The organism is Streptomyces sp. NPDC127098 (genome assembly GCF_042722465.1).
Taxonomy (GTDB): Bacteria; Actinomycetota; Actinomycetes; order Streptomycetales; family Streptomycetaceae; genus Streptomyces; species Streptomyces millisiae.
The window spans coordinates 103067-128290 of sequence record NZ_JBHXFJ010000013.1 but is presented as its reverse complement, the minus strand read 5'-3'; the positions used below and the strand labels follow the sequence as shown (position 1 = coordinate 128290).

Here is a 25224-nt window from a genome sequence, read left to right as displayed (position 1 = left end):
GCTACTTCCGGCCAGTGTCCGGGCCGCCCCCTTCTCGCACCTCGGTGACCTGGCATAAGGTCCCCGAGGCATCGGGGGTGGGCGAGCGGACGAGGGCACCGGCGGTACCTACCGGTGCCTGCGGCCCGGCGCGTCCTCCCGCGTGCCACGCGCCCCGTCACGCCCCGCGCACGCGCCCCGCGCCCCGCGCGGGCGGCCGGCCGGCGTCGGCGGCGCCCGCCGTACGCTGGAAGGCTCTTCGGCCGTCGCGTCCCGTCCCGTCTCCCTCCTCCGTCACGTCTCGCCCCCATCCCCGCTCCGCCGTCTCCCGTCCCGCCCTCCCGCTCCCTTCTCCCGACCCATGAAGGAGCCCATGCCCCACCACGACCCACTTCCCGCACCGCCCGACCGGCAGCCCGCCGCCGCGCCGCCGCCCCCGCAGGTCCGGCGCATCCTCCACCTCTTCCGCCCCTACCGCGGCCGGCTGGCCGCGGTGGCCCTGTTGGTCGGCGCGGCCTCGCTCGTCGCCGTCGCCTCCCCGTTCCTGCTGCGCGAGGTCATCGACACGGCGCTGCCCGAACGGCGCACCGGGCTGCTCGCGCTGCTCGCCCTCGGCATGATCGCCGCCGCCGTGACCAGCAGCATCTTCGGAGTGCTGCAGACGCTGATCTCCACCACAGTCGGGCAGCAGGTCATGCACGACCTGCGGACGGCCGTCTACGGCAAGCTGCAGCGGATGCCGCTGGCGTTCTTCACCCGGACCAGGACCGGTGAGGTGCAGTCTCGCATCGCCAACGACATCGGCGGCATGCAGGCCACCGTCACCTCCACCGCGACCTCGCTCGTCTCCAACCTCACCGCCGTGGTCGCGACCCTGGTCGCCATGCTCGCGCTCGACTGGCGGCTCACCCTGGTCTCGCTCGCATTGCTGCCCTTCTTCGTCTGGCTGGCCCGCCGGGTCGGTCGGGAGCGAAAGCGGATCACCACCCAGCGGCAGAAGCAGATGGCCGTGATGGCCGCCATGGTCACCGAGTCGCTGTCGGTCAGCGGCGTGCTGCTCGGCCGGACCATGGGCCGCTCGGAGGCGCTCACCCGGGACTTCGCCACCGAGTCGGAGCGCCTGGTCGGCCTTGAGGTGCGGGCCAACATGGCCGGTCGCTGGCGAATGGCCACCATCGGCATGATCATGGCCGCGATCCCGGCCCTGCTGTACTGGTCGGCCGGGGTGATGTACCAGGTCGGCGGGGCACCGCCGTCGATCGGCACCCTGGTCGCCTTCGTCAGCCTCCAGCAGGGACTGCTGCGCCCCGCGGTGTCACTGCTGTCGACCGGCGTGGACATGCAGGCCTCGCTCGCGCTCTTCCAGCGGATCTTCGAATACCTGGACCTGCCGGTGGACATCACCGAGCGGCCAGGGGCCGTGGAGCTCGCCGAACCGCGCGGCGAGGTCCGGTTCGAGCGGGTCTCCTTCTCCTACGACCCGGCGGCCGAGCCCACCCTGGCCGACATCGACCTGACCGTGGCCGCCGGCGGCTCGCTGGCCATCGTGGGGCCGACCGGCGCGGGCAAGAGCACCCTCGGCTACCTGGTGCCCCGGCTCTACGACGTCACGGAGGGCCGGGTCACGCTGGACGGCGTCGACGTGCGGGACCTCGGCTTCGACTCGCTCACCCGGGCCGTCGGCGTGGTCTCCCAGGAGACCTACCTCTTCCACGCCTCGGTCGCGGACAACCTGCGGTTCGCCAAACCCGACGCCGACCAGGCGGAGTTGGAGGCGGCGGCCAGGGCGGCCCAGATCCACGACCACATCGCCGCGCTGCCCGACGGGTACGACACGGTGGTCGGCGAGCGCGGCTACCGTTTCTCGGGCGGCGAGAAACAGCGCCTGGCGATCGCCCGCACCATCCTGCGGGACCCGCCGGTGCTGGTGCTCGACGAGGCGACCAGCGCCCTGGACACCCGGACCGAGTTGGCCGTGCAGCGGGCCATAGACGCCCTGTCGGCCGGCCGGACGACGATCACCATCGCGCACCGGCTGTCCACCATCAGGGACGCCGACCAGATCGTGGTGCTCGACGGGGGGCGGATCGCCGAGCGCGGCACGCACGCGGAACTGGTGGCGCTCGGCGGCCGGTACGCCGACCTGGTGCGGCGGGACGCGCGGGTGGAGCCGGCGGAGCCGAAGCCCGACCGGCAGGCGGTGGAGGTGCTGCGACCCTGACGGCCCGGCCCTGTCCGGGCCGCGCCAGGACCAGAAAACTGTGCGAACGATCGTGCTAATATCTTCGGGTCTCGACCGCCGTACCAGCCACCGAGAGGGCCGAGGGATGCGACTCAGCACGGCACTGATCAGGACCACGATCAACACCACGGGACTCCTCGCCCCCGGCCTCGCCGGCCGCTGGGCGCTCCACCTCTACCGCTACCCCCCAGTCCGGGTCGCCGTGCGCCCGGCGGAGGAGCCGATGATGCGCCGCGCCACCCGCGACCGGCTGACCGTCGCCGGCAAGGAGACGGTCGTCTACTCCTGGGGTGACGGCCGCCGCCCGGTGCTGCTCACGCACGGCTGGCTCTCCCGGGCCTCCCGCCTCGCCCCGCTGGCCGAGGCACTGCTCGACGCCGGCTACAGCCCCGTGACCTTCGACGCGCCGGGCTGCGGCGAGTCGGCCGGCCGCGAGACCTCGATCCTCGAGTACCGGGAGCTGGCCCGCCGGCTGCACGCCCAACACGGCCGGTTCGCCGCCGTCGTCGGTCACTCGGTCGGCGGTCTCTCCCTCTTCTTCGCGCTGCGCGACGAGGTCAAGGCCGAGCGCCTGGTCTCCATCGCCGCGCCCGCCGAGTTCGACTACCTGGTCGACGGCTTCCGAGCCTCACTCGGGCTGAGCCACCGCGTCGTGCCCCGCCTCAGGCAGGGCATCGAGCGCCGGCTCTTCCCCGCGGAGGTCGACATCTGGCGCCGCTTCTCCGCCACCCACCGGCCGGCCGAGCTGACCCTGCCGATGCTGCTGGTCCACGACGAGGCGGACGACATGATCGACATCGGCCAGTCCCGGCTGGTGGCCGCCGCCTACGAGGGGCAGGCCCGGCTGCTCGTCACCCGAGGGCTCGGCCACCGCCGGATCATCTCCGACCCGGCCGTCCTCGAGGCGGTCGTCGGCTTCGTCTCAGCCGACGATCTCGGCTAGCGCCGCGGGATCCGACGCCGCGGCCCGCAGCCGGTCCCGTACCCCCGTCGCCGCCCGCGCGTAGCCCTGCTGGTCGCCGTGGAGTGTGGAGTCCGCGTTGGCCATCTCGAGCAGCGCCATCAACTCGAAGGCCAACTGCCGGGCGTCGGTGTCGGCGCGCAGCCCGCCCCCCAGCCTGGCCTCCTCGACGATCTCCGTCACATGGGAGCCCCACTCCGCGCGCGCCGCCGCGATCGCGTCCCGCACCGGGCCGCTGCGCGCGCCGAACTCCGCCGAGACCGCGGCGAAGAAGCAGCCACCCGCGAAGACCCGGTCCCGCGAGTACTCCAGGTACGCCGTGCACAGCCGCCAGATCCGGCCGGGGCCCGGCGCCTCGGCGGCCGCCGGGCGCGCCACCCGGTCCGCGAACACCGCGCGCGCCGCGCGGATCGTGGCCAGCTGGAGCTCCTCCTTGGAGCCGAAGAGCGCGAACACCCCGCTCTTGCTGAGCCCGAGCTCGGTGGCGATCCGCCCGATGGACAGCCCTTCGAGGCCCTCGACCGAGGCGATGTCCATCGTCCTGGCGAGCACCGTCCGGCGCGTCTGGTTCCCGCGCTCCACCCGCCCGTCGGTCCGTGCTCCGGCCACCGCGCCGTCCTTCCGTTCGCCGGCCCCCATGGTACGGAAGTCCACGCCCACCAGCGGCTCACGGCCGGACGGTCACCACACCTCGCCCCGCGCGGCCAGCAGGTCGAACACCTCGTGGTCGAGCACGGCCGTGCGGTGCTTCTCGGCGAGCCCGAACCAGGCGATCTCCTCGATCTCGCTGGAGGCGGCGAGCGTGCCCCGGTACTCGCCGGTGTAGCAGGCCATCCGCACCAGCGTGCCCTCCGGTTGACCGTCCGCCGGCCCCGTCCAGGTGCCCAGGTGCGCGACGGTCTTTGGCAGCAGCGCCACCGTCAGCTCCTCGCGCACCTCGCGCACCAGGGCCTCCAGGTCGCTCTCGCCCGGGTCCCGCTTGCCGCCCGGGATGTAGAAGACGTCCTTCCCGCGCGAGCGCGCCGTGAGAAGCCGCCCCTCCGCCAGGTGCACCCATGCCACGGCATCGATCAGTCGTGTCACTGCCGGAACCCTCCCATGTCCGCCTCCGGAGATGACCTGTGGTCCCCGGGACTGCACGATGGTCCCATGGGCGGCTGGGAGCACGGCAACGGTATTCCACCGGACCCGGACGGGCGACTCCGGGGCAGCGGCCCGCTGTGGCTGCACCCGGACGACGACCTCGCGCCGAACCGACCGGGAGAGATCCTGCACGGCCGGGTGGCCGCACTGCCGGCCGGCCGGGTACGGCTGGCCGTCGACCGGCTGCTCGGCCGCGCGGCCCCGCGCGACGCGCTGCTGGCGGCCCTGCGTGGCGAGCAGTTGGCCGGCGCCGAGCTGGACGCGCTCGGCGGCGCGGGCTGGCGCGTCCTGCACTCGATCCCGCTGCCCGGCGCCGCCGACATCTCGCACCTGGCCATCGGCCCCGGCGGGGTGCTCAGCTTCCGGACCGTGCTGCACCGCGGCGCCCGGCTCGCGGTCGAGGAGGAACTGGTGCGGATCGACACCCGGCGCGCGGAACCGCACGTCCGCCGCTGTCGCCGCGACGCCCACCGGGCGGCCCACGCGCTCTCCGCCGCCTGCGGCTTCCGGGTGGCCGTGCGGCCGGTCCTGGTCTGCGTGGCCGCGGCGGCCGTCACCGTGGCGCCGGAGCTGCGGGACGTCGAGGTGCTCCGGGAGCAGGCGTTGACCTCACTGGCCGAGCGCGTCGGGGTGCTGGGGCCGGACGGCGTCGAGACCCTGTACGGGCTGGCCCGTGACCGGCGCACCTGGCTGCTCGGCTGACGGGGTCCTGACGCCGGCCCGTCCGCTCGTCAGTCGGCCACGGCCGCGTAGCCGACCACCTTCTCGATCCGCACCCGGACCAGCAGTTCGCCGGGCACGGCGTTGCGCTGCCCGAACCGCTCCGCGCGGTCCTCGCCCATGTACCGCCCGCCGATCCTGGTCGCCCAGGTGAGCAGGTCGGCCTGGTCCTCGCTCAGCGTGGCGCGGCCGTGCACCACGACGAAGCCGAACGGCGGCTCGTCGTCGTCCACGCAGAGCGCCACCCGGCCGTCACGGGCCAGGTTCCGGCCCTTCACGGAGCCGGCGCCGGTGGTGAGCACGAGATCGTCCCCGTCCAGCACGAACCACACGGGGGCCACGTGCGGGGAGCCGTCGGCCCGCACCGTGGCGAGCTTGGCGGTCCTGGTGCCGGTCGAGAGGAAGGCCCGCCACTCGGGCTCGGTCATCGCCTGTGCCATGACCCCATCCTCCGTCAGGCGCCCCCGTCCGGCCAGCGGGCCGGCAGCCCGTGCGGCATGGCGCTCGCCAGCAGCCGCTCGGGGCCGGCGCCCACCCGCACCGAGAGCCAGAAACCGAGGCGGCCGGCCACGGCGCGCGGCTCGAACGCCAGATAGGCGAAGCCGGCGTCCTCCGTCGCCGCGGCCGCCAGCCGCGCCACCTCCCGCTCCACCCTGGCCCACTCCTCGTCGGCCACGTACTGGCGCATCACCGAGTGCCAGAGCACCGTCACCGTGCCGGGTTCGAGCTCCACCTCGGACAGGAAGTCCGCGGCGCCCGCCGCCTCCACCGTGGCCGGCACCTTGGCCGCGATCAGCAGCGCCCCCTCGAGGCGCTCGGTCCGCTCTCGCTGGTCGGGCCACACGTAGGAGCGCAGCGCCAGCGCCCCCTCCGCGGAGAGCGGGTCGATCGGTGTCGGATCGCAGCCCCGCCGCTCCACGATCCGCAGCGCCTGGTGCCGCTCGGCGCCGGTGCGCAACCAGTCCGGCACGCACCCCTCCCAGGTCTCCGTCAGCCGCACCTGCGAGTCGGCGGGGCCCCAGACGAAGTCGTTCGCCGTGTAACGGAACTGCTCGGCACGGAGGTTGAGCCCGGCGCTGGAGCCCAGCTCGAACAGCCGGACGGGTCGCTGCGCCGTGGGCACGGTGTACAGCAGGCCGGCGAGCAGCAGCGAGGCACGGCCCACCTCGTTGGTCTGTGGCGGCCGCCTCAGCCACTCCCGCAGCCACCCGCGCTCGTCGGCCACCACGGAGCGGAACGCCTGCCACGCGGCGTCCCCGTCCGCGGGCGTGAACGCCCCGCCCGCGCTCGGGTAGTACGCGGCGAGCTCCGCCGCGCGCCCGGTCAGCACCAACGCGTGCACGCCGCCCAGCAACCGCAGGGGGAGCGCCTCCTCGACCCCGCTCTCCTCGTACCCGGCCACCGCGTCGGCGCACGGGCCGCCGTCGACGACGTCCCCGGCCGCCCGCTCCAGCAGTGCCGCGTACAGGGGCGAGCCGAGCCGGGCGCACGCCACGGCCTGCTGGACGAACAACCGGGCAACGTGTTCACGGGGCATAGGTACTCCTCAATGCGGTACGCCCAAGATCATGGGGCCCTAGGGGGGCGGAGCGGAAGACCCGCCGGTGAATATGCCCCGCGATAATCGCCTGACTGGTACTCCGTGCCCGGAATGGCTGTGATCATGGCCCCTTCATCCGTGGAATCAGCCAGGGACCAGGAGTTCGTCGGGAAACCCGCAGGAGCCCCGCGCCGGCCGGCTCCTACGATGAACCCCCATGAGCACCCCGCAGATCCTGCTCTTCACCAGGACCACCGGCTTCCGGCACGACTCCATCCCGGCCGGCGTCGCCGCCTTCCGCGAGCTCGGCGAGGCCCACGGATTCGCCGTCGCCGCCACCGAGGACCCGGCGGAGCTGGTCGCCGGTCTGCCCGGGAGCCGCGCCGTGGTCTTCCTGTCCACCAGCGGCGACGCGCTGACCGACGCCTCACGGGCCGCGCTGCGCGCCCACCTCGCCGCCGGCGGCGGCTTCGTCGGCGTGCACGGCGCCTCCACCACCGAGTACGGCTGGCCCTGGTTCGGCGACTCGGTGGTCGGCGCCGTCTTCGACGGCCACCCCGAGCTGCAGCCCGGCGTCGTCACCGTCGAGGACCACGACCACCCCGCCACCGCCCACCTCGCCGACCGGTGGGAGTTCACCGACGAGTGGTACAACTTCACCGCCAACCCCCGCGGCCGGGTGCGGGTGCTGGCCACCGCCGACGAGACGACGTACACCGGCGGCCGGATGGGCGCCGACCACCCACTGGTCTGGTGCCACGAGCGCGCCGGCGGCCGGTCCTTCTACACGGCGCTCGGCCACACCAGCGAGTCCTTCGCCGACCCCGTCTTCCGCCGCCACCTCCTGGGCGGCCTCACCTGGGCCGCCAGCCTGCCGGAGCCGTCGGCATGACGGCCCGCCCGGCGATCACCCGGGTCCTCGGCGACATCACGGAGCAGCGGGTCGACGCGATCGTCAACGCCGCCAACTCCTCGCTGCTGGGCGGCGGCGGGGTGGACGGCGCCATCCACCGCCGTGGCGGCCCCGAGATCCTCGCCGCGTGCCGTCGGCTGCGGGCCGGCCGCTACGGTCGCGGCCTGCCCACCGGCCAGGCGGTCGCCACCACCGCCGGGCGGCTGCCGGCCCGGTGGGTGATCCACACCGTGGGCCCCGTCCACTCGACCACCGAGGACCGCTCGGAGCAACTGGCGTCCTGCTACCGGGAGTCGCTGCGGGTGGCCGCCGAACTCGGGGCGCGGACCGTTGCCTTCCCGGCGATCTCCACCGGCGTGTACCGGTGGCCGCTGGACGACGCCGCGCGCGTCGCGGTCCGCGCGGTCACCGTGGCGGCGGAGGTGGGCGCGTTCGTCGAGCTGCGCTTCGTGCTCTTCGACGAGTCCGCCCACCGGGCGTTCGGAGCGGTCCTCGCCCCCTGACCGACGCTTGGGCCCTGTCCGGGCGATCTTCTTCGGGCCCGCGACGCCATACACGGCACCTCGCCGCGTTACCCCGCGCCGCGGAGCGGCATATCGGGCGCTGCGCGCGAATACGGCCGAGTATGAGCCGCGCTGCTGTCGAGGTGCGGCTCCGCCGCGTGGGGTGCCTTGAGCGAGGCGACTGGGGGCACCGCCCTGGGGGTACCTCCCAGCGTTAGCTGGGGGCCGTTAGCTGGGGGCCGTTGGCTGGGGGAGCACCGCGTCTGAGGCCGCGGGCTGATCCTCGAAGATCGCCCGGACAGGACCTAGTCGACCGGGTCGATCAGCTCCAGGGACCGCGCCCCGGCGCGCAGCGCGAGGGTGTCGTCGGGGTGCCCGGCGGCCACGTCGAGGGCGGTGTCGACCAGCTTGATGGCGTGGGCGTCGCCGTGCCGCGCGGCCCGCTCGAACAGCTCCTCTGGGGCGAGGGCCGCCGCCCGGCCGACCGGCGTGCCCTCGGCCGGCCGGTAGGCCGCGACCACCCCGGAGCTGGCGGCCCACGCCGCGTCCAGGCTGGCCGGCCACAGCTCCGCCGGCAGCGCCGGCAGCGTCCGCAGCACCGCGTTCGGCGCGGTCGCCGCGTGCACCAGCATCACCGGCTCGCCGTGTCCGTGGGTGGCGTAGAAGTCCGTCGCCCCGCGCACCAGCCGCCGCAGCCGCTCGTGTGCCGCCGCCGGGTCGTCGGCCGGCGCCCCCGCGGTCCAGGCCGGCAGCCGCCGCAGCCGCCCGAGGCGGGCGTTGATGCCGCCGGACTGGTCGTAGACCGCCTCCACCGCGCGCAACGCCTCCTCGGCCGGGCCCGGCGCTGGCAGGGCCTCGATGCCGGCCGGCAACCGCTGGTGCCTGGCCGCCCAGTAGCCGAGGGCGTGCGCCAACTCGGCGAGCCTGGGCCCGGTCTCGCCCTCGCCGAGCAGCACCCGGACCGCGTGCCCCACCCGGATCACCGGGTGGGTGGCCCCCGCGGTGATGCCCGGCAGCAGCCGTGGCCACCACTCGGCCAGCACCGCGCGCCACGGCCGCTCGGCGAGCAGCACCCCGAAGTACTCGGCCCAGTCCGTCAGGTACCGCGGATCGCCCAGCGCCTCGCGCCAGTTGTCCGACGTGATCCGCCCGTGACCGGCCGGCCGGTCCTCGAGGCGGCTCCGGTACGCGTCCACCCAGCGGTGGACGCGGTGCTCCTGCCCGTGCCGGGCCAGGGCCTCCACCGCCATCGGCGCGTGGTTGGTCAGCCAGCCCTCGAACTCGGGTCCTGTGGTGTGCAGTCGGGTCAGGGCCTCGTCCAGCGTTCCCGCCGCGTTCGTGTCCATGCCGGCGACGCTACGGCGCCGCCCGCCGCCGGGTAACGGTCCCGCGGCGTAGGGCGCGGCCCGCTCCTGGCCCTACGGCCGACGGCCGAGCAGGGCCACCAGCTGGTCCTGGGTCCCGGCCGAGTCCGCCACCGGCACCGGCGGGTCGAAGACGCCGAACCCCTGCCAGTCGCCGATCCGCGGCTCCACGTAGTCGTACTCCGTCCCCACCAGTTCGTCGTCGAGCCGGTCGTCGGCGCCGATGCCGCGGGACAGGTCCCAGGCGTGCACCGTGAGGTCGAGCGTCATCTGGCGAAGGTACTCGTCGGCCGGCGTGAGCCCGCCGCTGGTGTGCACCGGGGAGTCGAGCGCGCCCGGCCGGTGTGCCGCCTGGCGGGAGGCGGCCGCGGCGGCCTCCCAGGCGCCCACCGGGTCCTCGCCCAGCACGTCGCCGTCGAACCGGTCGCCCACCTCGCTCAGTGTGGCCCCGCGCAGCATCCACGGCACCCACAGGTGCTCGCCGGTCAGGTGGTTCACCAGGTCCCGCACCGACCAGTCGGAACAGGGAGTCGGGGACGACCACTGTCGACTTCCCACCTGGTGGACCCGCTGGTCGAACTCGTCCATCCCCCGGTCGAAGGCGTCGATCAGTTCCATAGCCCATCCCATCAGAAGCGTGCGGCCATGTGTCAGATATGCGTCAGATATGGACCAAAACCACCTCAAGCGTACGTGGGCCGTGGACGCCCTCCACCCGGTTCAGTTCGATGTCGCTGGTCGCCGAGGGCCCCGAGATCCAGGTCTGCGGGCGCGTCGGGTCCAGCCTGGGCAGCGCCAGCGGCAGCGAGTCGACGACCTGCTCCGGCGCCCGGATCACGCAGACGTGGTGGTCGGGGACGAGCGTGATGCGCCGCCTGCCCTGGTCGGGGCCGCCGTCGAGGACGATGGTGCCGGTCTCGGCGATGGCGAGGGCGCAGCCGGTCAGCACGCTGTCGGCGGCGTCGAGGTCCGCCGGGCTGTCCTCCGGCGCGTCGACGCGGACCGTGACCCCGCCGTCGCCTGAGGTGCCCGACACCTCGCTGAGCCATTCGGGTGGCAGCCCGGGCGGCACCACCAGGGTGCGGGTGCCGCGCTCGGCGAGCCGGGCGGCGATCACCGCCGGCAGGTCCGCCGCGTCGGTGTGGTGCACCACCGCCCGGTAGTCGGCGAGGTGCTCCGCCAACACGGCCACCGGGTCGGCGGGGGAGTGGGTGGTCAGGTACTCCCGCGGCACCGGCACGTCGGCCGGCCGCTCCTCGGGCGGAACGTCCACCAGGGCGCGGCGGACCCGGGCGAGGATCAGGTCACGGCTGTCGGTCATCTCGGTTCCTCGTCGTCCACCAGTCGCGGAAGGTCTGCTCGGGGAAGGCCGGGAGGTCCCGGCTCGCCGTCCACGCCCGGCCGGGCCCCGGCAGCCGGCGCGGGTGCAGCCGGCGGGTCGCGGTGGCCAGCCGCTGCGCGGCGCGCAACGCCGCCGGCCGGTCGAACGCCCAGCGGGCGGCGCGCATCGCCGCGCGCTCGGCCGCGTGGCCGCGGGCCGGCCGGATCCTGGTCGGGGTGCCGCGCCGAGTGACGGTGCCGCCGGTGGCGGCCCGCTCCCGCAGGTGCACCAGCACGTCGGGGATGTCGATGGCCACCGGGCAGACCTGGTAGCAGGCGCCGCACAGCGAGGACGCGTACGGCAGTGACGCGGCCAACTCGTCCTCCATCCCCTGAAGTTGCGGGGTGAGGATGGCGCCGATCGGGCCCGGGTAGACCGATCCGTAGGCGTGGCCGCCGGTCCGCTCGTAGACCGGGCACACGTTCAGACACGCCGAGCAGCGGATGCAGCGCAGCGCCTGCCGGCCCACCGTGTCGGCCAGCGTGTCACTGCGTCCGTTGTCCAGCAGCACCAGGTGGAAGACGCGCGGCCCGTCGCCGTCGGTGGTGCCGGTCCACAGGGAGGTGTACGGGTTCATCCGCTCGGCCGTCGACGAGCGGGGCAGCAACTGCAGGAAGACCTCCAGGTCCCGCCAGGTCGGCACGATCTTCTCGATGCCCACCACCGAGATCAGGGTCTCCGGCAGCGTCAGGCACATCCGCCCGTTGCCCTCCGACTCCACCACCGCCAGGGTGCCGGTCTCGGCCACCATGAAGTTCGCCCCGGAGACCGCCACCTTCGCGCGCAGGAACTTCTCCCGCAGGTGCAGCCTGGCCGCCTCGGCCAGCTCCGCCGGCTCGTCCGTCAGACCCTCCGGCGCCGGCCGGCCCCAGGTGGCCATCCGGTCGGCGAAGATCTCCCGGATCTCGCCCCGGTTGCGGTGGATCGCGGGCACCAGGATGTGCGAGGGCCGGTCCTCGCCCAACTGCACGATCAGCTCGGCCAGGTCCGTCTCGTACGCGGTGATGCCGGCCTCGGCCAGCGCCTCGTTGAGGCCGATCTCCTGGGTGGCCATCGACTTCACCTTGACCACCTCGCGCTCACCGGTGTCCCTGACCAACTCGGTCACGATCCGGTTCGCCTCGGCGGCGTCCGCCGCCCAGTGCACCACCCCGCCCGCGGCGGTGACCCGCTCCTCCACCTGGAGCAGGTAGTGGTCCAGGTGCCGCAGCGTGCGCTCCTTGATCGCCGCCCCGGCCGCCCGCAGCGCCGCCCAGTCGGGCAACTCGGCCACCGCCGCCGCCCGCCGGGCCCTGATGGTGCCGGTGGCGTGCCGCAGGTTCCCCCGCAACACCTCGTCGCGCACCGCGACCTTCGCCGCCTCAGGGAACGCAGGCATCCCCACGAACACGCCGCCACTCACCAGACCTCCTCCTCCGTGCTGGCCAGGATCTCCGCGATGTGCACGGGGCGAACGGTCGCACCCATCCGGGACAGCGTGCCACCGATGTGCATCTGGCACGAGTTGTCCACCGTGCACACCGCCGCGGCGCCCGTGCCCACGATCGCCCGCGCCTTGTCGGCGCCCATCGCCGCCGACACCGCCGCGTTCTTCATCGCGAACGTGCCGCCGAACCCACAGCACTCCTCGGCCCCCGGCAACTCGACCAGCTCGAGCCCCCGCACCGCCCGCAACAACCGGTGGGGCCGGTCACCGAGACCCAACATCCGCAGCCCGTGACACGTCGGGTGGTACGTCACCCGGTGCGGGTAGTAGGCACCGACGTCCGTCACCCCCAGCACGTCCACCAGGAACTCGGTCAGCTCCAGCGTCCGCGGCACGACCGACTCGGCCACCCGCGCCAGCGCCTCCCCACGCCCCTCGTCCCGGGCCCGCGCCCCGACCCGCGGGTAGTTCTCCCGCACCATGGCCGTGCAGGACCCCGAGGGCGTCACCACGTAGTCGTAGCCCTCGAAGACCCGTCCGAAGCGCGCCACCAGCGGCTCTGACTCCCGCCGGTACCCGGTGTTGAACTGCGCCTGCCCGCAGCACGACTGTTCCAGCGGGAACTCCACCGTCACCCCGAGGCGTTCGAGCAACGTGACCACCGCGCGCCCCGTCCTGGGGTACAGCGTGTCGTTCACACACGTCACGAACAGCGCCACCCGCATCCCTCAGCTCCCTTCCCGACCGGCGATCCGCGCGGCCGCCTCCGCCCACGCCGCCTGGTCGCCCGAGGGCTCGTGACGCCGCAGTCGCTGCGACGCCCGCAGCAGCGCCCGCAGCTCGGCGAGACCGCCGGTGACCGCGCCCGCCGCCCGCGCCTGCACCAGCACGTTGCCCAACGCCGCCGCCTCCGCCGGGCCCGCGACCACCGGCAGCCCGCAGGCGTCGGCCGTCAGCTGGCACAGCAGTTCGTTGTGGGCGCCGCCCCCCACGATATGCACCGTGTCCACCACCCGTCCCGAAAGGCGGCGCGCGTCGAACACCGCGGCCCGGTGTGCCAGAGCCAGCGAGTCCAGCACGCAGCGCACCGTCTCCGCCCGGTCGCGCGGCTCCGGCTGGCCGGTGCGCCGGCAGGCCGCCGCGATCCGCTCCGGCATCCGGCCGGGCGCGATGAACTCCGGATCGCCCGCGTCCACCACCGACCGCAGCGGCGTCGCCCGCCCGGCCGCCGCGAGGAGCGGCCCGAGCTCGCTCGAGCCGCCGTCCGCCGCCCACTCCCGCAGGCACTCCTGGAGCAACCACAGGCCCATGATGTTGCGCAGATAGCGGACCGTGCCGTCCACGCCGAGCTCGTTGGTGAAGTTGGCCCGCCGGCTCTCCTCGCCCAGCACCGGGGCGTCGAGTTCCACGCCGGCGAGCGACCAGGTGCCGGTGGCGATGTAGGCGAACCGCTCGTCCGCCGCCGGCACCCCGGCCACCGCCGAGGCCGTGTCGTGCGAACCGACCGCGGTCACCGGCACCGGGCCGGTGAGCCCCGTCTCCGCCAGCACCTCGGGCAGCAGCCGGCCCGCCGGATCGCCAGGACCGCGCAGCGGCGGGAAGAGTCCCAGGTCGATGCCGAGCGTCCGGGCGACCCCGGACGACCAGTCCCTGGTACGCGGATCGATCAGCTGCGTGGTCGAGGCGTTGGTCAGCTCCGTGCCCTGCTCCCCGGTCAGCCAGTACGCCATCAGGTCGGGAATCAGCAACAGCCGCCTCGCCGCCGCCAGTTGCGGGCTGCCCTGCGCGGCGACCAACTGGTAGACGGTGTTGAACGGCAGGTACTGCAGGCCCGTCGCCGCGTACAGCTCGGCCGGCGACAGCAGCTCCGCCACCCGTTCGCCCACGCCGTCGGTGCGGGCGTCCCGGTAGTGCACCGGGTTGCCGAGCAGCGCGCCGGAGCCGTCGAGCAGCCCGTAGTCCACCGCCCAGGAGTCGATCCCGACCCCGGCGAGCCGGCCGCCCGCCGCCCGTCCGGCCGCCCGCAGCCCGTCCAACACCCCCTGGTACAGCGCCAGGACGTCCCAGTGCAGCGTCCCGCCCGCCCGCACCGGCCGGTTGGGGAACCGGTGCACCTCGCGCAGCGAGAGACCGCCGCCGGCCAGCGATCCCAGCATCACCCGCCCGCTCGACGCGCCGAGATCCACCGCCGCGAACGGCGGCCCCGTGGGCTCGGGGGCGGGGCGGGGAACGGACTCGGACACGGGGCAACACCTCGGCGGGGACGGCGGATCACGGGATCCGCGGGTGACGGGGACGGAAGGCGTGAGCGGCGGCGGGGGACGGGCGTGGGCGGCCGGCGGCCGCCGCTCAGCGCAGGAACGCGGCGGCCACCCCCGCGTCCACGGGGATGTGCAGCCCCGTGGTGTGCGTCAGATCGCCGCCGGTCAACGCGAACACCGCGTTGGCCACGTGCTCGGGCAGCACCTCGCGCTTCAACAGGGTGCGCTGCGCGTAGTACTCGCCCAGCTTCTCCTCCGGCACCCCGTAGACCGCGGCCCGCTTCGCGCCCCAGCCGCCGGCGAAGATGCCGGAACCACGCACCACCCCGTCGGGGTTGATGCCGTTGACCCGGATCCCGTGCTCGCCGAGCTCCGCGGCCAGCAGCCGCACCTGGTGCGCCTGGTCGGCCTTGGTCGCGCCGTAGGCGATGTTGTTGGGCCCGGCGAACACGCCGTTCTTGGAGGAGATGTAGACGATGTCGCCCCCGAGGCCCTGCTCGATCATCACCCGGGCCGCCTCCCGCGAGACCAGGAACGAGCCGCGCGCCATGATGCCGTGCTGCCGGTCCCAGTCCGCGGTGGTCGTCTCCAGCAGCGGCTTGGAGATCGAGATGCCCGCGTTGTTGACCACCAGGTCGACGCCGCCGAAGGCCAGCACCGCCGCCTGGAAGGCCGCCGCGATCTGCTCCTCCGAGGTGACGTCCACCTCCACCGCCACGGCCCGGTCGGCGCCGCCCAGTTCGTCGGCCACCGCCCCGGCCGCGGCCGCGTCCCGGTCGGCCACCACGACGCAGGCGCCCTCGGCCACCAGGCGCTGCGCGATCGCCCGACCGATCCCCGAGCCGGCGCCGGTCACCAGCGCGATCCTGGTCGCCAGCGGCTTGGGCGGCGGCATCCGCCGGAGCTTGGCCTCCTCCAACTCCCAGTACTCGATGCGGAACTTCTCCGACTCCTCGATGGGCGCGTAGGACGAGACGGCCTCGGCGCCGCGCATCACGTTGATGGCGTTCACGTAGAACTCGCCCGCGACCCGCGCCGTCTGCTTGTCCTTGCCGAAGGAGAACATGCCGACGCCCGGCACCAGCACGATGGCCGGGTCGGCGCCGCGCATGGCCGGCGAGTCCGGCGTCGCGTGCCGCTCGTAGTAGGCCCGGTACTCCTCGCGGTACTCGGCGTGCAGCTCCCTCAGCCGCGCCACGGCCCGATCGAGCGGCGCGTCCGCCGGCAGGTCGAGCACGAGCGGCCGCACCTTGGTCCGCAGGAAGTGGTCGGGGCAGGAGGTACCGAGCCCGGCCAGCCTCGGGTGCTCCGTCCTGGACAGGAAGTCGAGCACCACGTCCGAGTCCGTGAAGTGCCCCACCTGCGGCCGGTCGGCCGAGGCCAACGACCGGATCGTCGGAGCCAGTTCGGCCGCCCGCGCCCGGCGCTGCGCCGCGGGCAGCGGCTCGAAGCCCTCCAGGACGGGACCGAACGGCTCGGGCCTGCCGCGCTCCGCGAGGAACGCCTCGGCGGTCCTGATGATGTGCAGCGAGTTGCGCTCGCACTCCTCGCTGGTCGCGCCCCAGGCCGTGATGCCGTGGCCGCCGAGCACGCACCCGATGGCGTCCGGGTTGGCCGCCCGCACCGCCGCGATGTCCAGGCCCAGCTGGAAGCCCGGGCGCCGCCACGGCACCCAGACCACCCGCTCGCCGAAGCACTCCTTGGTCAGCTCCTCGCCGTCCGCGGCGCACGCCAGCGCGATGCCGGAGTCCGGGTGCAGGTGGTCGACGTGGGCCGCCTCCACCAGACCGTGCATGGCGGTGTCGATGGACGGCGCCGCCCCACCCCTGCCGTGCAGGCAGTAGTCGAACGCCGCGACCATCTCGTCCTCGCGCTCCACCCCCGGGTAGACGTCGCGCAGCGCGCGCAGCCGGTCCAGGCGGAGCGCCGCGAGCCCCTCGGGCTTCAGCGTGCCGAGGTCGCCGCCCGATCCCTTGACCCACACGAGCTCCACGTCGCCGCCGGTCACCGGGTCGACCGCGGTGCCCTTGGCCGAGGTGTTGCCGCCGGCGTAGTTGGTGTTCCGCGGGTCGGCGCCGAGCCGGTGCGAGCGGGCGAGCAGCGCCTCGACCTCGGGATGTCCTGCCACGTCGTGCTCCGTCGCGTTCGTCATCGTCGTCACGCCCCCCAACCGGCCTGCTCGCCGCCCACGCGCTCGGCCCTGATCCGCTCGCTCCAGCCCGACCTCCGGTAGGCGGCGATGGGGTCGGGGTCGAGGCCCTGCTCCTCCCGCACCTCGGCCAGCAGCGGCCGCACGTCGGTGTTGAAGGCGTCCATCAGCACCGCGTTGGCGCCCAGCACGTCACCGGACGCCTGCGCGGCTGCCAGCGCGTCCCGGTCCACGAGCAGTGCCTTGGCCGTCGCCTCCTGGACGTTCATCACCGAGCGGATGATCGCCGGGATCTTGGGCTCGATGTTGTGGCACTGGTCGAGCATGAACGCCACGTCCGGCGTGAACCCGCCGCCGCGCACCACCTCGTACATGATGCGGAAGAGCTGGAACGGGTCGGCCGCCCCCACCATCAGGTCGTCGTCGGCGTAGAAGCGGGAGTTGAAGTCGAAGCCGCCCAGCCGTCCCTCGCGCAGCAGCACCGCGACGATGAACTCGATGTTGGTGCCCGGCGCGTGGTGGCCGGTGTCCACCACGACCTGCGCCTTCGGGCCGAGCCGCAGGCAGTGCGCGTAGGACGTGCCCCAGTCGGGGACGTCGGTGGTGTAGAAGGCGGGCTCGAAGAACTTGTACTCCAGCAGCATCCGCTGGTGCTCGCCGAGCCGCTCGTAGACCGCGGCCAGCGCCTCGGCCAGCCGGTCCTGGCGGGCCCTGATGTCGTCCTGCCCCGGGTAGTTGGTGCCGTCGGCGAACCACAGCTTCAGGTCGCGGGAGCCGGTGGCGTCCATGATGTCGACGCACTCGAGGAGGTGGTCGAGTGCCTTGCGGCGCACGGTGGCGTCCGGGTGGCAGACGCTGCCGAGCCTGTAGTCGTCGTCCTGGAAGACGTTGGAGTTGATGGCGCCGAGCCGCAACCCCCGTTCCTTCGCGTAGGCGGCGAGGGCGGCGTAGTCGTCGACCCGGTCCCAGGGGATGTGCAGCGCGACGGTCGGCGCGACTCCCGTGTACCGGTGCACCTGGGCCGCGTCGTCGAGCTTCTCGCGCGGGGTGCGCGGCACACCCTCCTGCGTGAACACCTTGAAGCGGGTGCCGGAGTTTCCGTAGGCCCACGACGGGGTCTCGATTGACTGCGAGGTCAGTGCCGCCTTGACGGCGGATGGGGCGGTCATGCGATCAGGGCTCCCGGGGTGCGGACACCGATATGAATCGTTTCACTGAACCCCGACGCTAAGAGCGGGCGGCGATCGCTGTCAAGGGAGCGGATCATGATCGGTGCGTGGCGCGTGATCCGCCGGGTCCCGGTGTTGAACTGGGGATCTTGACGCTCGGCGGCGGCCGTGGCTAGCTTCCCGGCAGTCGAATGAATCCTTTCAGCCCCGTCGGTCGCGGTCGTGCCCACGCCCCGAGGCGGGCGGGGCGTGCTCCGGGAGGCGGGCAACCATGGCGCAACGGGTCTGTTTTCTGCTCAAGGTCAGGGCCGACCGGATCGAGGAGTACCGGGAACGGCACGCGGCCGTCTGGCCCGAGATGCTGGAGGCGCTCTCCGCCACGGGCTGGCACAACTACTCGCTGTTCCTGCGCGAGGACGGGCTACTGGTGGGGTATCTGGAGACCGAGGACTTCGCCGCCGCCCAGGAGGCGATGGCCGCCACCGACGTCAACGCCCGCTGGCAGGCCGAGATGGGGGAGTTCTTCGAGTCCCTGGACGGAGCTCGGCCCGACGAGGCGATGAAGCCGCTGACCGAGGTCTTCCACCTGGCCTGAACCCGGCCCGACGGGTGCGACCTCGCCCGTGCCGCACGATGCATACGATGGCTGGGCGTGACTGACGCGTAACGAGACGAACGGGGCACGGCACATGGCGCACACGGTGGGGATCAAGGAAGTCGCCCGGCAGGCCGGGGTGTCGGTGGGGACGGTCTCCAACGTGATCAACCGCCCCCACATGGTCGCCGACGAGACCCGCGAGCGCGTCCAGACCGCCATCGTCGAGCTCGGTTACGTGCGCAGCGAGTCCGCGCGTCAACTGCGGGCCGGTCAGAGCCGGATCATCGCCCTGCTGGTGCTGGACATGGCCAACCCCTTCTTCGTGGACGTCGCCTCGGGCGCGGAGCGGGTGGCGCGCGCGGCCACCCTCGGCGTGATGCTCTGCAACAGCGCCCAGAGCACCTCGGAGGAGTCCGACTACCTCTCGCTCTTCGCCGAGCAGCGGGTGCGCGGCGTGCTGCTCACCCCGGCCGACATGTCCGGGCGCAACCTGGCGGACTTCCGTCGCCACGGAATCCCCTTCGTGCTGGTCGACCGGGTGCTGCCGAGCGCCGAGGGCTGCTCGGTCTCGGTGGACGACGTGCTGGGCGGCACGCTGGCGGTGCGCCATCTGCTCGCCCAGGGACACACCTCGGTGGCCTATGTCAGCGGCCCGATGACGCTCCAGCAGTGCCAGGACCGGATGGAGGGAGCGGTGACCGCGCTGACCGAGGCGGGCCTGCCGGACTCGGCACTGCGCCACGTGGAGGCCGAGCGGCTCGATGTGCCGGCCGGGCGGGACGCGGGCGGCCGGTTGCTGGGGATGGCGGACCGACCCACCGCGGTGTTCTGCGCCAACGACCTGCTGGCCCTTGGCGTGCTCCAGGCGCTGTTCGCGGCCGGCGTCCGGGTGCCGGACGAGGTGGCGCTGGTCGGCTACGACGACATCGAGTTCGCCGCGGCCGCGGCCGTGCCGTTGACCTCGGTGCGCCAGCCGGCCGTGCGGATGGGGCGGCAGGCCGCCGAGCTGCTGCTCGAGGAGACGGGGGAGAGCGCCGGGCTCCACCGGCACCAGCGCATCGTCCTCGAACCCGAGCTGATCGTCCGTGAGTCGAGTATGGTCGCGCGGCGCTGAGCGGTCGCCGGCTCGTAGCGTTGGACCATGAGCGATTCCTTCCACACCCGGGTGCTGCGCGTCGCCACCGGCTCCCGGGAGACCGTCGTCGACCTCACCCGTGACTGCGAGGCGTTCCTCGCCGAGTCGGCGCGGGGCGCCGACGGCCTGTTGAACGTGTTCGTGCCGCACGCGACGGCCGGGGTGGCCGTCCTGGAGACGGGCGCGGGCAGCGACGACGACCTGTTGGCCGCGCTGCGCGACCTGCTGCCGGCGGACGACCGCTGGCGCCACCGGCACGGCTCCCGCGGCCACGGCCGGGACCACGTGCTGCCGGCCCTGGTCGCCCCGCACGCCACCCTGCCGGTGATCGGCGGCCGGCTGAGCCTCGGGGCCTGGCAGTCGGTCTGCCTGGTCGACACCAACGTCGACAACGCCGAACGCCAGGTCAGGCTCAGCTTCCTCGGCTGAGCCGGCGGCCGGCGGTGGTCGGTGGTTGCCGGGCACGACAGGGCCCGAGGTGCCGCGCGCGGTGAGCTCGACCGCGGGGTACCTCGGGCCTGGGACGTCGCCGGGGGAGGGGCCGCTTCCCGGCCCGCCCGCTCAGCCGACGGGTGAGCCTGGGCGCTGCGGGGTGATGCCGACCTCCGCCATGTAGGTCGACAGCACCAGCTTGCCGACCGCCGGGTAGGCGCCCAGCGGCTCGGCGGCCGCGCAGCCGGCCTCCTCGGCCGCCGCGGCCAGCAGTCCGTCGGGCACCTCGGGGCCGATCAGGCAGGGGGCCAGGGCGAGTTGCTGTGAGCCGGCCTCGGTGAGCCGGGCCGCCGTGTCGGCGACCGCGCCGTCCTCGTCGAGCGCCGCGGCGAGCACCGGCACGGCGAGCCGCGCGGAGAGCAGCATGCCGGTGATGCCGGCCGCCTGCACCGCCTCCTCGCCGCCCACCGTGGCCAGCACGATGCCGTCGGCCGCCGTGGCGACCGTGAACAGCCGGGCCCGGTCGGCGCGGGCGAGACCCGCCTCGGAGAGCCGCACGTGCACGGCCTCGGCGAGCAGCGGGTGCGGCCCCAGGACGTCGGTGAGCCCCGCGCCCGAGCCGCTGCCCAGCACCGCCTGCCGTATGACCCGCAGGTGGGCGCTGTCCGGGCTGGCCAGCAGCGGCACGACCACCGGCGCCGGCCGCTCCGCGTCGTCCACGTCGCCACCGGCCTCGGCCACGATCCGCGCCAACACCTGCTGCAGGGACGGGAACTCCTCGTCCTGGCTCTCGGCGAAGCCGATCCGCGCGTCGAGCCCGGGCAGCTCCGAGCGCGCGATGCTCACCACCTCCTCGGCCAGCGAGAGGCTGGCGGCGGAGGGCGCGCCGGGCACGGCGAGCACCAGCGTGGGCGCGCCGTCGGGCGCGGACGCCGGCTCCGGACGGCGGTGGCGTCCCGGCTGACGTGGACGCGGCATTCGTACGGGGAGGCCGGATCCCGGCCCAGTGGGGGAGCTCATGTCGCCGCATGTTAATGCCTTGACGTGCTGGGCAGTTCGCCAGGGGGGATACGGTCACCTTCCATCCCGTTTTGTCCAGCGCGTAGGTGTGAGCCCTCCCGTCGCCGCGTTACCGCGCCGCCATCCGACCGTCATGGGCCGGCGCCTCGTGCACGCTGAGCAGTCCCGGCTCCTCGGGCAGGCCGAGCGCGCCGGCCGCGGCGCGCGCCGCCAGCGTGAGCGCGCCCCGCAGCGGGTCACCCGCCGCCGGGACGAGCGTCGCCGCGGGCAGCCGGGCCGCCAACTCCTCCCGCAGCGGCCCAAGCAGCGGCTCGCCGAGCCGCGACAGGCCGCCGGTGAGGGCGATCACCGGCTCGGCCACCGGCGGGCAGACGGCGGCGGCCGTGGCTGCGATCTCGCCCGCCGCCGAGCGCAGGATGGCCACCGAGACCGGATCCGGCGGCTCGGCGGTCGCGCACCGGGCGACCTCGGGGGCGAAGGCGGCCAGCCAGGCGGGCCGGTCGGAGCGCGGATACACCAGGCCGGGCAGCCCCGCGGCCGGCCCGAGGACGGCCTCGACCCTGGCGAGCAGCGCCGCCGAGCCGCCCGCCCGCCCGTCGTGGGCGCGCAGCGCCGCGGTCAGCCCCTCCCGGCCGATCCAGGAGCCGCCGCCACAGTCGCCCAGCAGGTGGCCCCAGCCGTCCGCCCGCCGCCAGTGGTGGCCGTCCAGGCCCAGGGCGATCAGGCCGGTGCCGGCGGCCACCACGGTGCCCGGCCGCCCGCCGAGCGCCCCCACGTGACCCGTCACCACGTCGGCTGCCAGCACCAGCCGGCACGCCCCGAGCCCGGTGGCCAACGCCTCGGGCAGCTCGGCGCGCAACCGCCCGCCGAGGGTCTGCATCCCGGCGGCGCCCACACAGCCGGCCACCACCCGGGAGCCGCCCGCCTCGGCGAGCAACCGCCGGGCCGCGGGCAGCAGTCGGGCGACCAGCTGGCCGGCGTCGATGCCGCCGCCGGCCGTCGGCACCGGCTCGTCGGACGCCACCACCCCGCAGGGCTCGGCCCCCGACCCGGAAGCCACCCTGGCCAGCGCCACGCGCAGCCCGGAGCCGCCGGAGTCCACCCCCAGCACGAACCGGGGGCCGGCCGCGGGGCCCTCGGTCACGGCAGCTTCCAGTCCACTGGCGCCGCGCCCTGCTCTTCGAGCAGTGTGTTGACGCGGCTGAAGGGGCGGGAGCCGAAGAACCCGCGATCGGCCGACATGGGGGAGGGGTGGGCCGACTCCACCGTCGGCACCGGGCCGAGCATCGGCCGCAGCCCGCGGGCGTCCCGGCCCCACAGGACGGCCACCAGCGGCCTGCCCCTGGCGGCCAGCGCCTTGATGGCCTGCTCGGTGACCTCCTCCCAGCCCTTGCCGCGGTGGGCCCCCGGCCGGCGGGGCGCGGTCGTCAGGGCCCTGTTGAGCAGGAGCACGCCCTGGTCCGTCCAGGGCGTCAGGTCGCCCGTGGACGGCCTGGGCAGCCCGAGGTCCGTGTTGAGCTCCCGGAAGATGTTCTCCAGTGAGCCGGGCAGCGGGCGGACGTCGGGGGCGACGGAGAAGCTGAGCCCCACCGCGTGCCCCGGCGTCGGGTAGGGGTCCTGACCGACGATCAGGACCCGCACCTCGGTGAAGGGCTGCTGAAAGGCTCTCAGGACGTTGGGTCCCGCCGGCAGATAGGTGCGCCCGGCGGCGATCTCGGCGCGCAGGAAGTCGCCCATGGCGGCGATCCGGTCGGCCACCGGGGCCAGGGCCTCGGCCCAGCCGGGCTCGATGATCTCGTTCAATGGTCGTGCTGCCACGGTCCGTCACCCTACTGGCCCCGCCGGGCCCCGGTCTCCCCGATCCGGGAAACCGGAGCCCCACGGACCTCGCCTCCGCCGGCCGGTCCCGCCCGGGACCGGCCGATCCGACCTCACCGTCGGACCAGGCCAGTGTGTACCAGGGCACTGACAACGCGTGTCCGGCGACCGCCGGGCGCGCCGGTCCCCGGGGCGCTCAGGCGGCCCTGTGGTACTGCGCGGGACGGTGACCGAGCTCCGCGCCCAACTCGCGCGCCGCCCGCCTCGCCCAGTACGGCTCGCGCAGCAGCTGGCGGCCGAGGAGCACCGCGTCCGCCTCGCCGTTCTCCAGGATGGCGGCCGCCTGTGCCGGCTCGGTGATCAGCCCGACGGCGGCCGTCGGCATCCCGGTCTCCGCCCGCACCCGGGCGGCGAACGGCACCTGGTACCCGGGTCCGGTCGGTATCCGCGCGTTCGGCGCGTTGCCGCCCGTGGACACGTCGAGCACGTCCACCCCGTGGGCGCGCAGGTCGGCGGCGAAGCGCACCGTGTCGTCCGCGGTCCAGCCGTTCTCGGCCAGCCAGTCGGTGGCCGAGATCCGGAAGAAGAGCGGCAGCCGCTCGGGCCAGACCGCCCGTACCGCGTCGACGACCTCGAGCGCGAAGCGGGTGCGGCCGGCGAAGTCGCCGCCGTAGGCGTCGGTGCGCCGGTTGCTGTGCGGGGAGAGGAACTCGCCGATCAGATAGCCGTGCGCGCCGTGGATCTCGACCACCTGGAAGCCCGCGTCCAGCGCCCGGCGGGCGGCCGCCACGAACTGGTCCTTGACCTCGGCGATCTGCTCGACGGTCAGCTCCGCCGGCACCGGGCTGCCCTCGTCGAACGGCACCGGGCTCGGCCCGACCGGCCGCCAGCCGCCCGCCTCGGGCCCCAGCGCCCCGCCGCCTCGCCAGGGCCGGTCGGTCGACGCCTTGCGCCCGGCGTGAGCGAGTTGGATGCCCGCGGTCGAGCCCTGCCCGCCGACGAACGAGGCGATCCCGCGCAGCCCCTCGGCCTGGCGGTCGTTCCACAGTCCGAGGTCGGCCGGGCTGATCCTGCCTTCCGGGCTGACCGCGGTGGCCTCGACCAGGATCAACCCGGCGCCGCCCACCGCCCGGGAGCCGTAGTGGGTGAGGTGCCAGTCGTTGACGGCGCCGGTGTCGGGCCCCGAGGTGTCCGCCGAGTACTGGCACATGGGCGACATCCAGACCCGGTTGGGGATGGTCAGGGACCTCAGTGTCCAGGGCTCGAACAGCGCGCTCATGCGACGTCCTCCGTGATCGGCCGGCCCCTCCGGGCCCGGCGGCGGGATGCCACCCCATAGTACGAGGGGCATCGTACTATCGGAGCGCTCGGTCCCGGGGGTCACCTCTCGTACAATTGCCCGCATGACCCCGAGCACCTCAGGCGCCGCCGGCCGCGATCTCCCGCACCCGGCGCGCCAGCAGATCCGGCTCGAGGAGGTGCTGCACGCGCTCGCCGACCCGGTGCGGCTCGCCGTGGTGAGCCGGCTGGCCACGGGGGACGAGGAGCTCGCATGCTCCGTCTTCGACGTGCCGGTGAGCAAGTCCACCAGCACCCACCACTTCCGGGTGCTGCGCGAGAGCGGCGTGATCCGCCAGGTCTACCGCGGCACCGCCAAGATGAACGCGCTGCGCCGAGCCGACCTGGACTCCCGCTTCCCCGGCCTGCTCGACGCGGTCCTGGCCGCCGCCCGCCACGAGCGGCAGCCGGTCGTCGCCCGTTAGGCCCTGTCCGGCCGACAACCGGTGCCCCGCCCGGCGTCAGCGCATGGCCTCCATCCGGTCGATCTCGATGCTCTGGTCCGCCAGCATGTCGTTCGCCAACTGCTGGGCCGGCCCGTCGTTGCCCGTGGTGAGCGCCTCCGTGGTCATCGTCACCGCGCCCTGGTGGTGGGCGATCATCAGGTCCAGGAAGAGCGTGTCGAACTCGGCCCCCTCGGCGGCCTCGAGGGCCTCCAACTGCTCGGGCGTCGCCATCCCCGGCATGTCCTCGGAGTCATGGCTCCCGTGCCCCTCGCGGTCCTCGTCCGCCGCCGCCCCCGCGTTGCGTGTCAACCAGGCCTCCATCGCGGCGATCTCGCCGTTCTGTCCCGCGGTGATGCGGTCGGCCAGCCGCCGCACGGACTCCTCGTCCGCCCGGTCGTCGACGAGTTCGGCCATGACCAGGGCCTGTTCGTGGTGCTCGATCATCATCCGCATGAAGCGGAAGTCGGCGGCGTTGGGCTCGGTGCCCTCCTGAGCCGCCTCGCGCGCCTCCTCGGGCGAGATCGTCCTGGCCGGCTCTCCTGGCCCCGCGGGCGCGATGACCTGCTGCGAGTCGGCGTCGGCGGCTGGCTCCGCCTCATCGGTGCAGCCGGCCGCCAGGGTCAGGGCCGCCACGGCGGCCAGGGCGGCGAGCAGGGGTCGGCGACGGTCCGTCAACGCTCCTCCTG

General features: G+C 74.3%; 26 protein-coding genes. 9 read left to right on the top strand and 17 right to left on the bottom strand.

The annotated features are described in order from the left end of the window. Nucleotides 1-352: 352 nt before the first annotated feature. The gene (locus ACFWI8_RS11645) at nt 353-2200 is read left to right on the top strand and encodes an ABC transporter ATP-binding protein (RefSeq protein ID WP_387088836.1); all 1848 of its coding nucleotides are present in this window, start codon (nt 353-355) and stop codon (nt 2198-2200) included. A gap of 106 nt (nt 2201-2306) precedes the next feature. Then, a complete protein-coding gene (locus ACFWI8_RS11640) occupies nt 2307-3164 on the top strand; it encodes an alpha/beta hydrolase (RefSeq protein WP_387088833.1) in 858 nt (285 codons plus the stop codon). Here the strand turns inward: ACFWI8_RS11640 and ACFWI8_RS11635 are convergent. Together ACFWI8_RS11635 and ACFWI8_RS11630 are read right to left on the bottom strand one after the other, a co-directional pair. Beyond that, entirely contained in the window at nt 3144-3791 is a 648-nt protein-coding gene (locus ACFWI8_RS11635; protein WP_387088830.1) for a TetR/AcrR family transcriptional regulator, read from the bottom strand. The two genes, ACFWI8_RS11640 and ACFWI8_RS11635, sit on opposite strands and share 21 nt — an antisense overlap. Before the next feature lie 72 nt (nt 3792-3863). Further along, nucleotides 3864-4265, bottom strand: a complete 402-nt coding sequence (locus ACFWI8_RS11630; protein ID WP_387088827.1) for an NUDIX domain-containing protein — start codon at nt 4263-4265, stop codon at nt 3864-3866. Between the two features lie 66 nt (nt 4266-4331). On the opposite strand from ACFWI8_RS11630, the gene ACFWI8_RS11625 reads away from it, so the two are divergent. After that, nucleotides 4332-5027, top strand: a complete 696-nt coding sequence (locus ACFWI8_RS11625; RefSeq protein ID WP_387088824.1) for a nuclease-related domain-containing protein — start codon at nt 4332-4334, stop codon at nt 5025-5027. 29 nt (nt 5028-5056) lie between these two features. Here the strand turns inward: ACFWI8_RS11625 and ACFWI8_RS11620 are convergent, their stop codons facing one another. Continuing rightward, a complete protein-coding gene (locus tag ACFWI8_RS11620) occupies nt 5057-5485 on the bottom strand; it encodes a PPOX class F420-dependent oxidoreductase (protein ID WP_387088821.1) in 429 nt (142 codons plus the stop codon). Between the two features lie 14 nt (nt 5486-5499). Further along, a complete protein-coding gene (locus tag ACFWI8_RS11615; RefSeq protein WP_387088818.1) occupies nt 5500-6582 on the bottom strand; it encodes a DUF2332 domain-containing protein in 1083 nt (360 codons plus the stop codon). Between the two features lie 220 nt (nt 6583-6802). Between ACFWI8_RS11615 and ACFWI8_RS11610 the strand changes: the two genes are divergently transcribed. Continuing rightward, nucleotides 6803-7477, top strand: coding sequence for a ThuA domain-containing protein (locus ACFWI8_RS11610; RefSeq protein ID WP_387088815.1), 675 nt, complete (start codon nt 6803-6805; stop codon nt 7475-7477). Then, entirely contained in the window at nt 7474-8001 is a 528-nt protein-coding gene (locus ACFWI8_RS11605; RefSeq protein WP_387088812.1) for an O-acetyl-ADP-ribose deacetylase, read from the top strand. Before ACFWI8_RS11610 ends, ACFWI8_RS11605 begins: the two co-directional genes overlap by 4 nt. Nucleotides 8002-8306: 305 nt before the next feature. Here the strand turns inward: ACFWI8_RS11605 and ACFWI8_RS11600 are convergent, their stop codons facing one another. The 8 genes from ACFWI8_RS11600 to rhaI all read right to left on the bottom strand — a co-directional run bounded on the left by ACFWI8_RS11600 (nt 8307) and on the right by rhaI (nt 17751). Then, nucleotides 8307-9347, bottom strand: coding sequence for a questin oxidase family protein (locus ACFWI8_RS11600; RefSeq protein ID WP_387088809.1), 1041 nt, complete (start codon nt 9345-9347; stop codon nt 8307-8309). A gap of 72 nt (nt 9348-9419) precedes the next feature. After that, nucleotides 9420-9983: a TIGR03086 family metal-binding protein gene (locus tag ACFWI8_RS11595; protein ID WP_387088807.1), complete on the bottom strand. Its 564-nt coding sequence runs from the start codon at nt 9981-9983 to the stop codon at nt 9420-9422. A gap of 43 nt (nt 9984-10026) precedes the next feature. Then, entirely contained in the window at nt 10027-10686 is a 660-nt protein-coding gene (locus ACFWI8_RS11590; RefSeq protein ID WP_387088805.1) for a lactate utilization protein C, read from the bottom strand. Further along, on the bottom strand, nt 10670-12124 hold the full coding sequence (locus ACFWI8_RS11585) for a lactate utilization protein B (RefSeq protein ID WP_387088878.1): 1455 nt from the start codon (nt 12122-12124) through the stop codon (nt 10670-10672). Before ACFWI8_RS11585 ends, ACFWI8_RS11590 begins: the two co-directional genes overlap by 17 nt. A 20-nt stretch (nt 12125-12144) precedes the next feature. Continuing rightward, a complete protein-coding gene (locus tag ACFWI8_RS11580; protein WP_387088803.1) occupies nt 12145-12897 on the bottom strand; it encodes a (Fe-S)-binding protein in 753 nt (250 codons plus the stop codon). Nucleotides 12898-12900: 3 nt separating this feature from the next. Further along, nucleotides 12901-14415, bottom strand: a complete 1515-nt coding sequence (locus ACFWI8_RS11575) for a rhamnulokinase family protein (protein WP_387088801.1) — start codon at nt 14413-14415, stop codon at nt 12901-12903. Nucleotides 14416-14521: 106 nt separating this feature from the next. Next, nucleotides 14522-16561 (bottom strand): bifunctional aldolase/short-chain dehydrogenase, encoded by a 2040-nt coding sequence (locus ACFWI8_RS11570; RefSeq protein ID WP_387088875.1) that lies wholly within the window; start codon nt 16559-16561, stop codon nt 14522-14524. Nucleotides 16562-16590: 29 nt separating this feature from the next. Further along, nucleotides 16591-17751, bottom strand: coding sequence for an L-rhamnose isomerase (gene rhaI / locus ACFWI8_RS11565; protein WP_387088799.1), 1161 nt, complete (start codon nt 17749-17751; stop codon nt 16591-16593). Between the two features lie 271 nt (nt 17752-18022). Between rhaI and ACFWI8_RS11560 the strand changes: the two genes are divergently transcribed. The 3 genes from ACFWI8_RS11560 to ACFWI8_RS11550 all read left to right on the top strand — a co-directional run bounded on the left by ACFWI8_RS11560 (nt 18023) and on the right by ACFWI8_RS11550 (nt 19913). Further along, nucleotides 18023-18346, top strand: a complete 324-nt coding sequence (locus ACFWI8_RS11560; protein WP_387088797.1) for an L-rhamnose mutarotase — start codon at nt 18023-18025, stop codon at nt 18344-18346. A gap of 94 nt (nt 18347-18440) precedes the next feature. Continuing rightward, nucleotides 18441-19463, top strand: coding sequence for a LacI family DNA-binding transcriptional regulator (locus ACFWI8_RS11555; RefSeq protein ID WP_387088795.1), 1023 nt, complete (start codon nt 18441-18443; stop codon nt 19461-19463). Nucleotides 19464-19490: 27 nt separating this feature from the next. Then, a complete protein-coding gene (locus tag ACFWI8_RS11550) occupies nt 19491-19913 on the top strand; it encodes a secondary thiamine-phosphate synthase enzyme YjbQ (RefSeq protein ID WP_387088792.1) in 423 nt (140 codons plus the stop codon). Nucleotides 19914-20045: 132 nt separating this feature from the next. On the opposite strand, the gene ACFWI8_RS11545 is transcribed toward ACFWI8_RS11550, so the two are convergent. The 4 genes from ACFWI8_RS11545 to ACFWI8_RS11530 form a co-directional block, all read right to left on the bottom strand. Next, entirely contained in the window at nt 20046-20936 is an 891-nt protein-coding gene (locus ACFWI8_RS11545) for a sirohydrochlorin chelatase (RefSeq protein WP_387088790.1), read from the bottom strand. 109 nt (nt 20937-21045) lie between these two features. Next, nucleotides 21046-22080, bottom strand: a complete 1035-nt coding sequence (locus ACFWI8_RS11540) for an N-acetylglucosamine kinase (protein WP_387088787.1) — start codon at nt 22078-22080, stop codon at nt 21046-21048. Beyond that, nucleotides 22077-22754 (bottom strand): uracil-DNA glycosylase, encoded by a 678-nt coding sequence (locus ACFWI8_RS11535; protein ID WP_387088784.1) that lies wholly within the window; start codon nt 22752-22754, stop codon nt 22077-22079. The genes ACFWI8_RS11540 and ACFWI8_RS11535 overlap by 4 nt, the downstream gene beginning before the upstream one ends. Nucleotides 22755-22950: 196 nt before the next feature. Further along, nucleotides 22951-24033 carry an NADH:flavin oxidoreductase/NADH oxidase gene (locus ACFWI8_RS11530; protein WP_387088781.1) on the bottom strand — a complete coding sequence of 361 codons (1083 nt, stop codon included), beginning with the start codon at nt 24031-24033 and terminating at the stop codon, nt 22951-22953. Between the two features lie 124 nt (nt 24034-24157). On the opposite strand from ACFWI8_RS11530, the gene ACFWI8_RS11525 reads away from it, so the two are divergent. Beyond that, a complete protein-coding gene (locus tag ACFWI8_RS11525) occupies nt 24158-24517 on the top strand; it encodes an ArsR/SmtB family transcription factor (protein ID WP_387088778.1) in 360 nt (119 codons plus the stop codon). A gap of 36 nt (nt 24518-24553) precedes the next feature. Here the strand turns inward: ACFWI8_RS11525 and ACFWI8_RS11520 are convergent, their stop codons facing one another. Beyond that, complete coding sequence (locus tag ACFWI8_RS11520; RefSeq protein WP_387088775.1) at nt 24554-25213, bottom strand: DUF305 domain-containing protein; 660 nt, start codon at nt 25211-25213, stop codon at nt 24554-24556. Between the last annotated feature and the right edge of the window lie 11 nt (nt 25214-25224).

Bases quoted from the DNA above. Each gene is read 5' to 3' on its own strand.
- ACFWI8_RS11645 (WP_387088836.1), top strand. From the start codon at position 353: ATGCCCCACCACGACCCACTTCCCGCACCGCCCGACCGGCAGCCCGCC.
- ACFWI8_RS11640 (WP_387088833.1), top strand. From the start codon at position 2,307: ATGCGACTCAGCACGGCACTGATCAGGACCACGATCAACACCACGGGA.
- ACFWI8_RS11625 (WP_387088824.1), top strand. From the start codon at position 4,332: ATGGGCGGCTGGGAGCACGGCAACGGTATTCCACCGGACCCGGACGGG.
- ACFWI8_RS11620 (WP_387088821.1), bottom strand. From the start codon at position 5,485: ATGGCACAGGCGATGACCGAGCCCGAGTGGCGGGCCTTCCTCTCGACC.
- ACFWI8_RS11615 (WP_387088818.1), bottom strand. From the start codon at position 6,582: ATGCCCCGTGAACACGTTGCCCGGTTGTTCGTCCAGCAGGCCGTGGCG.
- ACFWI8_RS11610 (WP_387088815.1), top strand. From the start codon at position 6,803: ATGAGCACCCCGCAGATCCTGCTCTTCACCAGGACCACCGGCTTCCGG.
- ACFWI8_RS11605 (WP_387088812.1), top strand. From the start codon at position 7,474: ATGACGGCCCGCCCGGCGATCACCCGGGTCCTCGGCGACATCACGGAG.
- ACFWI8_RS11600 (WP_387088809.1), bottom strand. From the start codon at position 9,347: ATGGACACGAACGCGGCGGGAACGCTGGACGAGGCCCTGACCCGACTG.
- ACFWI8_RS11595 (WP_387088807.1), bottom strand. From the start codon at position 9,983: ATGGAACTGATCGACGCCTTCGACCGGGGGATGGACGAGTTCGACCAG.
- ACFWI8_RS11590 (WP_387088805.1), bottom strand. From the start codon at position 10,686: ATGACCGACAGCCGTGACCTGATCCTCGCCCGGGTCCGCCGCGCCCTG.
- ACFWI8_RS11585 (WP_387088878.1), bottom strand. From the start codon at position 12,124: ATGCCTGCGTTCCCTGAGGCGGCGAAGGTCGCGGTGCGCGACGAGGTG.
- ACFWI8_RS11580 (WP_387088803.1), bottom strand. From the start codon at position 12,897: ATGCGGGTGGCGCTGTTCGTGACGTGTGTGAACGACACGCTGTACCCC.
- rhaI (WP_387088799.1), bottom strand. From the start codon at position 17,751: ATGACCGCCCCATCCGCCGTCAAGGCGGCACTGACCTCGCAGTCAATC.
- ACFWI8_RS11560 (WP_387088797.1), top strand. From the start codon at position 18,023: ATGGCGCAACGGGTCTGTTTTCTGCTCAAGGTCAGGGCCGACCGGATC.
- ACFWI8_RS11555 (WP_387088795.1), top strand. From the start codon at position 18,441: ATGGCGCACACGGTGGGGATCAAGGAAGTCGCCCGGCAGGCCGGGGTG.
- ACFWI8_RS11550 (WP_387088792.1), top strand. From the start codon at position 19,491: ATGAGCGATTCCTTCCACACCCGGGTGCTGCGCGTCGCCACCGGCTCC.
- ACFWI8_RS11545 (WP_387088790.1), bottom strand. From the start codon at position 20,936: ATGAGCTCCCCCACTGGGCCGGGATCCGGCCTCCCCGTACGAATGCCG.
- ACFWI8_RS11530 (WP_387088781.1), bottom strand. From the start codon at position 24,033: ATGAGCGCGCTGTTCGAGCCCTGGACACTGAGGTCCCTGACCATCCCC.
- ACFWI8_RS11525 (WP_387088778.1), top strand. From the start codon at position 24,158: ATGACCCCGAGCACCTCAGGCGCCGCCGGCCGCGATCTCCCGCACCCG.